Below are 12333 nucleotides of genomic sequence, written 5' to 3'. Positions count from 1 at the left end.
ATATCAGGGTGGGCGGCGCGGCTTGGCGTACCGCTCACCTTTTCTTTTGGGTTACCGGGGGCAGTGAGGCGTGATACCGCGCCGCGTTCTGTCCGGCCCAGAGGCCGGTTGCCAGGCACGCAGTCAGCAGATAGCCGCCCGTTGGTGCGTCCCAATCCAGCATCTCACCTGCGCAGAACAGGCCGGGACTTTCGCGCATCATCAGCCCGTCATCCAACGCCTCGAACGGCACGCCACCTGCGGTTGAAATGGCTTCATCCATTGGGCGCAGTCCCGCATGACGGACGGGCAGAGCCTTTACCAAGCCGGCCAGAGCATCGACATCGGAGGGAAGCGGTCGCCCCATTTCCATCAGCAGGGCCTGCGCCGCGGGCGGTAGTTTCAGTGACTTGCGCAAGGCGTTCGACTGGCTCTGTTTGCCGCGCGGCTTTGCAAGCCGGTCACGCAGCGCATTCCGGGTGACATCCGGAAGAAGGTCCACGGTCAAGGCGGCCCCTTCGCGCAACGCAGGGCCAAGCGGGTAGATCCCGCCGCCTTCCAGCCCCCGAACCGAAATCACGGCTTCGCCTCGGTTCGTGAGGTTCCCCGCGTGGAAGGTCACATTCTTCAGCGGCGCCCCAAAATGGGTGCGCATATGCTCGGACCAATCCACTAAAAGCCCGGCATTCGAGGGCTGAAACGGCGTGGTTCGCAGACCGCGTGCAGCGAACTGATCTGCCCACTTGCCATCTGACCCAAGCCGCGCCCAGCTTGCGCCGCCCATTGCGAAAACGGTCACATCTGGAGTCATGTGGCGCGTGCCATCCGGCGTGTCAAAACGGAATGCGCCTGCATCCCAGCCCAGCCAGCGCCAACGGGTGTGACGTTCCAGGCCCATGCCGTCGAGCCGCGACAGCCAGGCGCGCAAGAGCGGCGAGGCCTTCATAGCCGTCGGAAAAAGGCGGCCCGTAGAACCGGTGAAACAGGTTTGGTCCAGCCCTTCGGCCCAGGCGCGCACATCTTCCGGCCCAAAGGCTTCCAGCATGGGGCGCAGTTGCGACGCGCCGGTCGGGTAGGCTTGCACGAATTTTGCGAGCGGCTCCATCTTCGTCAGGTTCAGCCCGGATTTGCCTGCCATCAGGAATTTGCGCGCAAAGGATGGCTTTGCATCCACCAGTGTTGTTGGCACGCCAGCTCGCAGCAGCGCGTCGGCCGCCATCAACCCCGCAGGTCCGGCTCCTATGACAAGAGCGCTCACGTCGGCACCTGATGCAGTTCAATATAAGGATTGTAAATGTCGTTTGTATCGAGAGCGATCCGGATCAGGCGAGGCGCGCATTCATGCGCCGTGTTGGCGTTCCCAATGGCCGCTTCCACCCCTTGCGGCGGCTCGCTTGCCAAGGTTTGCTTGAGGGCGGAGAGGTCAAAGGTCATGTGGCGTTTCTCGATTGATGATCGGTTGAGGTTTGCCCAAACAGGCCTCCCGACACAAGAACAGGCCTGTGATGTCGCACGAAAATGTCGATCCAAACTATCCGCGTTGCCTGCGCCTGATCTGAAGGGCTGAAAGCGCCGTCACATTGTCCTGTTACGCTCGCCCCGTGATCCGATCGACTGTTTTCCATTGGAAACGAAACGGTACCGACATGCCATAGCCGCGCTTCAGACAACCGTCGCCAGGGATGGGGCTGGACCCCGACCGCGCTGATCGCCAGACAGAGGGTGCATCACTAAAAAAGGGTCAGGTCATGCATATCTTCAATGTTCGGGTCTACTACGAGGACACCGACATGGCGGGCATCGTTTACCACGCCAATTATCTGAAGTTCATCGAGCGGGCGCGCTCTGACTGGGTCAAAGATCAGGGGCTCGACCAGAACGCCATGCGCGAAGAGGGCATCGTTTTTGTCGTGCGGCGAATCGAGGCAGATTATCTGGCCCCGGCGAAATACGACGATGTGCTGGAGGTTCGTACCGTCACCAAATCCATGACAGGTGTGCGGCTGATCATGTCTCAAGAAGTGCTGCGCGGCGAGGAAGTGCTCTTTCGTGCCGAGGTTACAGCCGTATGTGCAACGTTGGACGGGCATCCCGTCCGGCTTCCGGCGCGGCTGCGGCGTCAGGTCCACTGAACGGGCAGCCGATCTTGGGTCTCGGGTCGCGACACGGGGATGATCCGTTGCAAGGTCGGCCGCCGCGTGCCAACTGCGGCGGTTCGGCCATTTGCAACGAAGGCCGCAGCAGGGCTCGAAGCGACAAGCCGCCATTTGGCGTCGTGAACCGCACAAGAGTATCGCAATAGACGGCGAGGAAGACTGTTGAGGCTTTCCCTGGGAGGCCGCACCAAGAAAATTTGGCGAACAGTTTCCTTGATGTAGGCGCCGCGCTCGAAGTGCAGGGTGCCCGCTTATGGGGCTCTGATTTGCCCCACCAGACCCCAAGGCGGCAATGATCCGCGCATCTTGGCGCGAAACGACACTTGGGCGCTGAAACATTGGCCTTTGCGCTGCACATCAGCTAACAGAAGCATTAATACGGCCTCGATAGAAGGCCGAGCACTGGAAAGAGCAGGTTCATGGAAGCAGACGTTGCCACCCTTGCGCAGGGGATCGATTTCTCGTTTTGGGGGTTGTTCGCGCGCGCGACACTGACGGTCAAGATCGTCATGCTGATGCTGATCGCGGCCTCGATTTGGTCGTGGGCGATCATAATCGAAAAATTCGTGACATATCGCAAGGCGCGCCGCGAGGCGCAGGCTTTTGACCGTTTGTTCTGGTCAGGTGAGCCATTGGATGAACTGTTCGACCAACTCGGGCCAGAGCCGAAGGGCCGGTCGGAGCGTGTCTTTGCGGCCGGTATGATCGAATGGCGACGCTCGCACCGCGAAGATGGCGGGCTGATCGCCAACGCGCAATCACGCATCGACCGCTCCATGGATGTTGCCATCACCAAAGAGGCCGACGCCCTGCAAAAAGGTCTGCCCGTGCTGGCGACCGTGGGGTCGACATCGCCCTTCATCGGCTTGTTCGGCACGGTCTTCGGCATCATGCACGCCTTCATTCAGATCGCGGAATCGCAGAACACCTCCTTGGTGGTCGTGGCCCCCGGTATCGCGGAAGCGTTGCTGGCCACGGGCCTGGGCCTGATGGCAGCCATCCCGGCGGTGATCTTTTACAACAAGTTCAGCGCGGATGCGGACCGCATCGTCGGCAACTACGAAGCATTCGCTGACGAATTCTCCACCATCCTGTCCCGCCAGTTGGATTCCTGAGCCATGGGTGCAGGTGTCATCAAAGGCGGCGGAGGCGGCAAGCGGCAGCGCAGATCGCGCCGCTCGTCAGCGGTCATGTCCGAAATCAACGTCACGCCGTTCGTGGACGTGATGCTGGTGCTGCTCATCATCTTCATGGTGGCCGCGCCCATGTTGACGGTCGGTGTTCCGGTGGAACTGCCCAAGACGGCGGCGCAGGCCTTGCCGCAAGACACCGAAGAGCCGCTTTCTGTCACGTTGCAATCGGATGGGACCGTACGGATCATGGAGACCGAAGTCTCGCGTGACGAGCTGGTCAACCGGCTGCGTGCCATCGCGGCGGAGCGGGCGGATGACCGTGTGTATCTGCGCGCCGATGGTGTTGTGCCCTACGAGCAGGTGGCTCAGGTCATGGGCGCGTTGAACGCCGGTGGCTTTTCCTCGATCGGACTGGTGACGGATGTTGGCGGCCCGTCGCTGGACGATCAGAACTGAGGCCCTGCGGCGTGTCACGCTATTTGCAAATCTCCGCCGGGGTGCATGCCGCGGCCTTTGCCTGGCTTTTGCTGGGCAACATCTTTGATGCGGCGCCGCCAGAGATGTCTGTGGCGGACGTGTCGGTGATCTCAGAGGCGGAATTCGCGGCTTTGAGTGCGCCGGAACGCTCGGATACCGACCTGCTTGAACCGGCTTTGGAGCCGACCCCGGAGCCTGAGCCTGAGCCGGAACCCGCACCTGAACCCGTGCCTGATCCAATTCCAGAGCCCGAACCAGTCCCGGAGCCGGCCCCTGTGCCAGCACCAGAGCCTGAGCCGATCCCTGAACCGGCGCCGGAACCAACGCCCACTCCGGAACCGGTGCCGACTATTCCTGCGCCTGAACCCGAGCCTCTGCCAGTGCCGGACCCGGCACCAATTCCGCCCGCGCCACAGGTGCTTGCGCCGGACAATTCTCGACGTCCGCAGCCGCGGCCTGCGCCGCGCGTGGCCGATGAGCCCGTCGCGCCCCCTGATCCGGAGGCCGTGACGGGCCCGGAAACGCAGCAAGCCGCTGATCCCGACGCCACCAGTGCAGATGAGGTGGAGGAGGCCCAAGAGGCGACCGCGCCAGAGGAAACCACGACTGAAATCGTGACCGAGGCCGAGGAGCCTTCGGGGTCCGAGGACGCACCCCGTGCCCCGGCGGCTTCTGTACGCCCGCGCACGCGTCCTGAACGGACAGCGGAGGCCGAACCTGCCGAACCGGCATCTGAGCCAACCCCGACGCCGACGCCGTCCGAGCCGGTCAGCGATCCGGCGCAGGATGCATTGACCGCAGCTTTGGCAGACACGCTGACAAGCAGCGGTGCCGGGGCTGATGCGCCAGAGGGTCCGCCCATGACGCGCGGTGAAAAAGACGCCATGCAAATTGCTGTTCAGGCGTGCTGGGTCGTGGATGTGGGCAACCAGGCGGCGGATGTGACCGTGACACTGGCCTTTGACATGCAGCCGGATGGTACAGTGATTTCCAGCTCCATCCGAATGCTGGATGCGACTGGTGGCAGCGGCGCCGCTGCGGATACAGCGTTCCAATGGGCACGCCGTGCCGTACTGCGCTGTCAGATTGAGCAGGGCGGGGCCTATGATCTGCCGGCTGAAAAATATGACAGCTGGAAGCGGATCGAGATGACCTTCAATCCGCGTGACATGCGCCTGCGTTGAACGTGGAAAAGTCGGGGTCCATGCCCCGACTTGCGCCACTTCAGGAAATTACTGCCCCGGTTGATCGGATTTCAGACGGGCAAGGGCGTTGTCTTCCCGTCGACAGGGGAGGGTGTCAAAGTCCCGTCTGCGGTGGAACATCGACTAGGTTCACCTGAGGCCGGCGGCGTAGCTTTGCAGGGGCGTCGGGGCCGGACCGGGGTGTCACGCGGGAGATCTTGCAAACTTGGGCCATGACGGCCATCGCTTCAAGGAACGGCTGGGTGTCATTGCCCTCGCACAGAATCATTGCGTGGCCTTTGGCCGCTTCGCGGCGGTTGGTTGCCATGGCACGGCAGGTGTTGAGGAACTGGCGTTCGTTCTCGCTGAGATGTGCGGCGCAATGGGCGCAGTCGGCAGAATTGAAACGGAAGGCCGAGATGCGGCTGCGGCGCATGGCCTGAACGGCGGACAGAACCGCGACGGCGGCATGGGGGCCGATGTCATGTCCATAAAATCGCAGCGCCGCGCTGACGCCGCCAAGCCAGCCCTGCTGATCCGGGGCCGCGAAGCTGCCGAAATAGTGCCGGGCAATGGTGATCATGATCAGCTCTGCCGGACGCAGCGACAGTACGTCGATGGGTGTGCCACGCGGGTCCGTAGAGCAATGGCGTTCAGGGCGTTGGATTGGCGTCATTATGGGCTCCTGCGACGGTCAACAAAGGCGGTGGATACCGCGTTGCCTGGCTGATCCCGCTGGGCTTGCCAATCCCTACTTAAACACTCAGGTAAAATCAACCCGCTTTGGAATGGGCCATTCAGCGTGCCGAGCGATAGAAATTGCGATGTGACATTGGAATGTGCCCTACTTTCGGCAATTCCCCGCGCAAACACCGCTTGAAGGGTGTTTTGTGCGCATCAAATGCAATGTAGTAAGAATTGATGCGGGCAACAGACCCGTTGGGCAGTTGGTGGGCAGATCCCGAGGAGCGGTTCCATGACAAAACGAGCCATGACGTGGCTGATGTTGGCGCTTGCGCTGGTTTTTGCCGGGGGGATGCAAGTGTCGTCCCTGTCGGCACAGGAGCCTTTGCGCCTCGAAATCGACCGCGGGATCGTCGAACCAATGCCGGTCGCGGTCCCGGCCTTCGTCGCAGAGACGCCGGGGGCGGAACAATTCGCGGAGGATATCTCCCGCGTGGTGGCAGAGGATTTGGTCGGCACTGGCCTTTTCCGCGAAATTCCCCGCGATGCGCACATCAGCCGGGTGTCTGCCTTTGCCTCGCCGGTGCAGTTTGCTGACTGGAAAGCGATCAACGCTCAGGCGCTGGTCACTGGCGCGGTCAGCACCGATGGCGCTGGTCGCGTGGTTGTAAAGTTCCGTGCCTGGGATGTCTTTGCAGAGCGTGAGCTGGGAGAGGGTATGCAATTCGCTGCGACCTCCGAGGGCTGGCGTCGTCTGGCGCATAAGGTGGCCGATCAGGTCTACCGCCGCCTGACCGGCGAAAGCCCGTACTTCGACAGCCGCGTGGTTTTCGTTTCCGAAGTCGGCCCCAAGGATGACCGCCAGAAGCGTCTCGCCATCATGGATTACGACGGTGCGAACGTGCAGTATCTCACGGACAGCGCCTCCATCGTTCTGGCGCCGCGCTTCTCTCCCAACGGCAATCAAGTGCTTTACACGTCTTACCAGACGGGCTTCCCGCGTATTCACATTCTTGACGTCGGCGCGGTGCAAAGTCGCATCTTGCAGGCCAATGAGGGCACGATGAGCTTTGCGCCCCGCTTTTCGCCGGATGGCAGTCGGGTGGTCTACTCCATGACCCAAGGCTCGAACACAGACATTTGGGCAATGGACGTGGCCAGTGGTGCGACGCGGCGGCTGACCTCCACCCCCGCGATCGAAACTGCGCCTTCGTTTTCGCCAGATGGCTCGCAGATCGTGTTTGAATCGGACCGCAGTGGATCTCAACAGTTGTATGTCATGCCCGCAATGGGCGGTGACGCGCAGCGTATTTCCTTTGGGGAAGGCCGCTACGGTACGCCGGTCTGGTCCCCCAGAGGGGACCGCATCGCGTTCACCAAGCAGAACCAGGGGCGGTTCCACATCGGCGTCATGAACACAAACGGCTCTGAGGAGCGTTTGCTGACGGCCTCCTTCCTCGACGAGGGGCCGACTTGGGCGCCGAACGGGCGTGTCATCATGTTCACGCGGGAAACCCAAGGCGCACAGGGGGCCTCCGCCCTCTATTCCGTGGACATTTCCGGGCGTAACCTGCGCCGGGTTCGAACCCCCGCCGGGGCATCCGATCCAAGCTGGGGACCGCTTCAGTAACCTTCACGTGTCGGGGCGCAGCCCCGATTCCCTTATTGCGTTGGATGTGGTAGAAGACCCGCAACAACACTTGCGCCAAACGGGCGCGACAGAGCAGGACGACAGTGATGCAACATCTCCCTAAAGCCCTCATGCTGGTGGCGGCGCTGGCCGTGGCCGGCTGTACCAACCCCAACCGTTTCGGTGCCGGAGCCGATGGCGCCGGTGGCGCAGGCATGGGCGCCAACAATGGCGTGACCAGCGGCGTGCTGCCCGGCAGCGTCGATGACCCGACCTCTACAGCCTATTTCAACCAGCGCGTTGGCGACCGCGTGTTGTTCGCGGTGGACCAGTCGAGCCTGAGCGCCGAGGGGCGCGCAATTCTGGACGGGCAGGCGCAGTGGTTGACGACCAACTCCGACTACATGGCCGTGATCGAAGGTCACGCGGACGAACAGGGCACGCGGGAATACAACCTTGCGCTTGGGGCACGCCGTGCCAACGCCGTGATGGAATACCTCGTGAGCCGCGGCATCTCTCAAAGCCGGTTGAAGTTCGTGTCCTACGGCAAGGAACGCCCGCTTGAAGTCTGCTCCACCGAGGCTTGTTATTCCAAGAACCGTCGCGCGGTCACTGTGATCGCCGCCGGTTCGTTGATGGGGTGATGCCATGCAATCGGTTCTGAGAAACATGTTGGTGGGCGCGGTTTTTCTGACCGCGCCTTTGACGGCTCAGGCTCAGGATACCCTGGCGGATGTGCAGCAGGATCTCGCCGTGCTGTCCGTCGAGTTGCAAAAGCTGAAGCGTGAGCTTTCCACGACCGGGGCCAGCGATGTCACAGTTTCCGGCGATGTGCTGCAACGCGTGAACCTGATCGAATCAGAACTTGCACGCGTGACAGCCAAAACCGAAGAGCTGGAGCATCGCGTCGTCACAGTGGCCGAGGACGGCGCCAACCGTCTGGGCGACCTGCAATTCCGCGTCTGTGAAATGGAGCCCGGCTGTGATCTGGCGACCATCGGGCAGACAACGACCCTGGGTGGCGAGTCGGGTGTGCCTGCCGCGCCTTCTGCGCCTGTGGCTGGATCCGGAACCGATTCGCTGCCATTCGAAGGTGAGCTGGCTGTGAGCGAAGAAGAGGATTTTCGGTCGGCCAAGGACGCTTTGGACGAGGGTGATTTCCAGCGCGCTGCGGATCTGTTCGCCAACTTCCGCGAAAGCTATCCGATGGGGCCGTTGGAACCTGCCGCGTTGGTTGGGGAAGGCCGTGCATTGGAGGGCATGGGCGACACGCGTGAAGCTGCGCGGCGCTATCTCGATGCCTACAGTGGCTTCCCTGACAGCCAGAGCGCGCCCGAAGCGTTGTGGCGCCTGGGGACAAAGCTTGGCGAGCTGGGTTCGGTTCAAGAGGCTTGCGTGACGCTGGCCGAAGTGCCTCAACGTTATGGTGATTCCGACTATGTGGATCGCGCGGCGGAGAGCCGTGATACGTTTTCCTGTCAGTAACTTTGAATCGCTAAGCGGGGGTGGGGGCGTGCGTCCTTTTGGGCCACGCGGCGTACCCCGGACCCTATGCGCCAGAAAAAGCGGGGCTGCATGACGCTCGATCAGCGATTCGCCGAAAACATGGGGGCCCTTTTGGGCCCCTCTTTTCCGTCGCAGATTGGTTTGGCCGTGTCGGGCGGCGGCGATTCCATGGCCATGCTCACCCTCGCGCATAACTGGACCCGCGTCTGGGGCGTGGATCTGCGCGTGTTGACTGTGGATCACGGTTTGCGACCGGAGGCAGCCGAAGAGGCAAAGATGGTCGCGGAGGAGTGTGCCGTGCTCGGCTGGCCACACGACACGCTAAGCTGGAAATGGGACGGCAAGGGCAACAAGATGGAAGCGGCGCGGGAGGCGCGGTTGTCGTTGATCGAGGGTTGGCGCGGTGCGCTGCGCCATGTCTTGTTCGCACATACGCGCGATGATGTTGCCGAAGGGTTTTTGATGCGTCTTGCGCGCGGGGCCGGGGTGGATGGACTGTCTTCGATGGCGGCGCGACGTCGGGTGCACGGGTTTGATGTGGTGCGGCCCTGTCTGGACATGGGGCGCAGCGAGCTGCGGCATTACCTGAAAGTCCTTCAGGGGCGTTGGGTGGACGATCCTTCGAACGACGACATGGCTTTCGACCGCGCCCGTATGCGGCGCCTGTTGACCGTGCTCGAAGACGAAGGGCTGGGCGCGGAGGTGCTGGCCGGCGCGGCTGCGCGGATGGGTCGCGCCCGCAAGGCTTTGACCGCGCGCGCGGCGCAAGCTTGGGATCTTGCCGGGGTGGAAGGCGAAAGCTGTGGCCAGCCGACCGGGGAAATCTTGTTCTACCGCGGCGCGTTTGAGGCGCTGGAGCGCGATACCCAACTGCGGCTTCTGGCGGCGGCTTTGATGTGGGTGTCGGGGCAGGGACTGCGTCCGCGCATAGCGCCGCTGGAGGACGTGCTGGATCGGCTGCTGTCTGGCGGCGGCGGGACGTTGCATGGCTGCGATGCGGTGACAGAACGCAGTCAGATCAGGATCTTCCGCGAATTATCGGCCTTGCAGGGTTTGCCTGAGGGGCAGGTCCTTTGGGACGGGCGCTGGTCTTGTGACGCGCGCGGTTTGCGGCATTTGGGGGAGGACGGTTGGCGTTTGCTTCCGCCGGACGCGCGAGTCCACCACCCGCATCGCGCCGCCAGATCCTTGCCCTCCGTCTGGGTCGGAGACGAATTGGTGGCCTGCCCGGCGCTTGGACTTCGCGCGGGCTGTATCGGCCAACTGGAGTTTTTGCCCATGGGCACACGGTCGCTGACCTTCAGGCAGTTTCTCGTCACGCATTGAACCGGCTGCACATATGTCTATGTTATGCTGAAACCGCGCCTTCGGGCCGAACGCTTCCCTGTCAAAGGAGTGCCGTCTTGGGCAACGCTCGTAATATCGCCTTTTGGGTCGTCCTATTTTTGCTGATCCTGGCACTTTTCAACCTGTTTTCGGGGGGACCGTCCACGCTGCAAAGCCGTGAGACGAGTTACACTGAATTCGTCGATGACGTGAATGCGGGCAATGTTGCCAGCGTCACGATCGATGGTGAACAGGTTCGCTACCGGACCACCGACCAGCAGGACATGGTCACGATCAAACCGGAAGACGCCGAAGTCACCAATATGTTGATTGAGCGCGATGTGCCGGTCACGGCCAAAAGCCAGGAAAGCTCCGGCTTTCAGGTTTTCTTGCTGAACCTTCTGCCCTTCCTGCTGCTCATCGGCGTCTGGATTTATTTCATGAACCGGATGCAGGGCGGTGGCAAAGGCGGCGCGATGGGCTTTGGTAAGTCAAAGGCCAAGTTGCTGACCGAAAAGCACGGTCGGGTGACGTTCGATGACGTTGCTGGTATCGACGAGGCCAAGGAAGAGCTTGAGGAAATCGTTGAATTCCTGCGCAATCCGCAGAAATATTCCCGCCTTGGCGGCAAGATCCCCAAAGGTGCGCTGCTGGTGGGCCCTCCCGGCACCGGTAAAACGCTTCTGGCACGCTCCGTCGCGGGTGAGGCCGGTGTGCCGTTCTTCACGATATCGGGGTCTGACTTCGTTGAAATGTTCGTTGGTGTCGGCGCGTCGCGTGTGCGTGACATGTTCGAACAGGCGAAGAAGAACGCACCCTGCATCGTCTTCATCGACGAAATCGACGCCGTTGGTCGCGCGCGTGGCCAGGGCTACGGCGGGGGCAATGACGAACGTGAGCAGACGCTCAACCAGCTTCTGGTCGAAATGGACGGTTTTGAAGCGAACGAAGGCGTCATCATCATCGCTGCCACCAACCGGCGCGACGTTCTCGACCCCGCGCTGCTGCGTCCGGGCCGTTTCGACCGCCAGGTGACCGTGGGCAACCCGGACATCAAGGGGCGTGAGAAAATCCTCGGCGTGCATGCAAAGAAGACCCCCCTGGGCCCGGACGTTGATCTTCGCCTGATTGCGCGCGGAACACCGGGCTTCTCCGGCGCGGATCTTGCGAACCTTGTGAACGAGGCAGCCCTGATGGCTGCGCGCTATGGGCGTCGCTTCGTGACGATGGAAGACTTCGAAAACGCGAAAGACAAGGTCATGATGGGGGCGGAGCGCCGCTCCATGGTCTTGACCGACGATCAGAAGGAAAAGACCGCTTTCCACGAAGCAGGTCACGCGGTTGTCGGCCTCGCCCTGCCGCAGTGTGATCCTGTTTACAAAGCGACGATCATCCCGCGTGGCGGGGCGCTTGGCATGGTGGTAAGTTTGCCGGAAATCGACCGTCTGAACTGGCACAAATCCGAGTGCGAAGAGAAGATGGCCATGACAATGGCAGGTAAGGCGGCAGAGATCATCAAGTACGGCGAGGAGAATGTCTCCAACGGTCCGGCGGGTGATATCCAACAGGCCTCCGCCTTGGCACGTGCCATGGTCCTTCAGTGGGGCATGTCCGACAAGGTTGGCAACATCGATTACCGCGAGGCGGCGGAAGGATATTCCGGGAATACGGCCGGTCTGTCCGTCTCTGCTGAAACAAAGCGGTTGATCGAGGAAGAGGTGAAGCGCCTGATCGCGGATGCCTACGACCGTGCCTTCCAGATTCTGACCGATCGTAAGGACGATTGGGAGCGACTGGCGAATGGCCTGCTGGAATATGAGACGCTCACCGGCGAAGAGATCAAGCGTGTGATGCGTGGCGATCCTCCGCAATCGGGTGATGATGACAGCGGATCAGGTGTGGTGGATGAAAAGCCAAGTCTGACCGCCATCCCCAAGACCAAGCCAAAGGCAAAGCCAGCAGGCGATCTTGAGCCCGAGCCGAGCGCCTGAACGCACTGCTTTTCGCATCGTCTTTTAGACATGACACCCCGGGATCTATCAACGATCCCGGGGTTTTCTTTTGCGTCGCTCCCGCGGTCTTATGTTTGGGGCAACCGGGCATCGTTGAACTTTGGTTCGGTGCAATCATTGAGGCAATGATCCGCGACGCCTTTCCAGCCGCCACATTTTCTTGCGCGCTGCGCCCGCAGTCTTGTGACATCAAAGGCCACAAACTGGCACCAGTGGAAGACGAGCCCTTGCACCTGCCTACGCCCC

At 61.7% G+C, this 12333-nt stretch carries 12 protein-coding genes; 9 read left to right on the top strand and 3 right to left on the bottom strand.

The window, feature by feature from the left end:
- Window positions 1-34: 34 nt before the first annotated feature.
- On the bottom strand, window positions 35-1237 hold the full coding sequence (locus tag GGQ68_RS06090) for a TIGR03862 family flavoprotein (RefSeq protein WP_343055865.1): 1203 nt from the start codon (window positions 1235-1237) through the stop codon (window positions 35-37).
- Entirely contained in the window at window positions 1234-1413 is a 180-nt protein-coding gene (locus GGQ68_RS06085) for a hypothetical protein (protein WP_183963978.1), read from the bottom strand. The genes GGQ68_RS06090 and GGQ68_RS06085 overlap by 4 nt, the downstream gene beginning before the upstream one ends.
- Window positions 1414-1727: 314 nt before the next feature.
- On the opposite strand from GGQ68_RS06085, the gene ybgC reads away from it, so the two are divergent.
- The 4 genes from ybgC (at window position 1728) to GGQ68_RS06065 (ending at window position 4929) form a co-directional block, all read left to right on the top strand.
- Window positions 1728-2111, top strand: a complete 384-nt coding sequence (gene ybgC, locus GGQ68_RS06080; RefSeq protein WP_183963976.1) for a tol-pal system-associated acyl-CoA thioesterase — start codon at window positions 1728-1730, stop codon at window positions 2109-2111.
- A 443-nt stretch (window positions 2112-2554) separates the two neighbouring features.
- Window positions 2555-3250, top strand: a complete 696-nt coding sequence (tolQ, locus tag GGQ68_RS06075) for a protein TolQ (protein ID WP_183963974.1) — start codon at window positions 2555-2557, stop codon at window positions 3248-3250.
- 3 nt (window positions 3251-3253) lie between these two features.
- Window positions 3254-3724 (top strand): protein TolR, encoded by a 471-nt coding sequence (gene tolR / locus GGQ68_RS06070; RefSeq protein WP_183963972.1) that lies wholly within the window; start codon window positions 3254-3256, stop codon window positions 3722-3724.
- Window positions 3725-3735: 11 nt separating this feature from the next.
- Window positions 3736-4929: a cell envelope biogenesis protein TolA gene (locus GGQ68_RS06065; protein ID WP_183963970.1), complete on the top strand. Its 1194-nt coding sequence runs from the start codon at window positions 3736-3738 to the stop codon at window positions 4927-4929.
- 115 nt (window positions 4930-5044) lie between these two features.
- On the opposite strand, the gene GGQ68_RS06060 is transcribed toward GGQ68_RS06065, so the two are convergent.
- On the bottom strand, window positions 5045-5605 hold the full coding sequence (locus GGQ68_RS06060; RefSeq protein WP_183963968.1) for a hypothetical protein: 561 nt from the start codon (window positions 5603-5605) through the stop codon (window positions 5045-5047).
- 360 nt (window positions 5606-5965) lie between these two features.
- On the opposite strand from GGQ68_RS06060, the gene tolB reads away from it, so the two are divergent.
- The 5 genes from tolB to ftsH all read left to right on the top strand — a co-directional run bounded on the left by tolB (window position 5966) and on the right by ftsH (window position 12066).
- The gene (gene tolB, locus GGQ68_RS06055; RefSeq protein ID WP_246429283.1) at window positions 5966-7243 is read left to right on the top strand and encodes a Tol-Pal system beta propeller repeat protein TolB; all 1278 of its coding nucleotides are present in this window, start codon (window positions 5966-5968) and stop codon (window positions 7241-7243) included.
- A 107-nt stretch (window positions 7244-7350) separates the two neighbouring features.
- Window positions 7351-7887 (top strand): peptidoglycan-associated lipoprotein Pal, encoded by a 537-nt coding sequence (pal, locus tag GGQ68_RS06050; RefSeq protein WP_183963966.1) that lies wholly within the window; start codon window positions 7351-7353, stop codon window positions 7885-7887.
- A gap of 4 nt (window positions 7888-7891) precedes the next feature.
- Window positions 7892-8728 carry a tol-pal system YbgF family protein gene (locus GGQ68_RS06045; protein WP_183963963.1) on the top strand — a complete coding sequence of 279 codons (837 nt, stop codon included), beginning with the start codon at window positions 7892-7894 and terminating at the stop codon, window positions 8726-8728.
- 90 nt (window positions 8729-8818) lie between these two features.
- Window positions 8819-10075, top strand: a complete 1257-nt coding sequence (gene tilS / locus GGQ68_RS06040; protein WP_183963961.1) for a tRNA lysidine(34) synthetase TilS — start codon at window positions 8819-8821, stop codon at window positions 10073-10075.
- A gap of 77 nt (window positions 10076-10152) precedes the next feature.
- Window positions 10153-12066 carry an ATP-dependent zinc metalloprotease FtsH gene (gene ftsH, locus GGQ68_RS06035; RefSeq protein ID WP_183963955.1) on the top strand — a complete coding sequence of 638 codons (1914 nt, stop codon included), beginning with the start codon at window positions 10153-10155 and terminating at the stop codon, window positions 12064-12066.
- The last annotated feature ends 267 nt before the right edge of the window (window positions 12067-12333 follow it).

Source organism: Sagittula marina (assembly GCF_014196795.1).
Classification (GTDB): domain Bacteria; phylum Pseudomonadota; class Alphaproteobacteria; order Rhodobacterales; family Rhodobacteraceae; genus Sagittula; species Sagittula marina.
The sequence above is the reverse complement of the archived record's forward strand: the minus strand, read 5'-3'. Positions and strand labels throughout refer to the sequence as shown.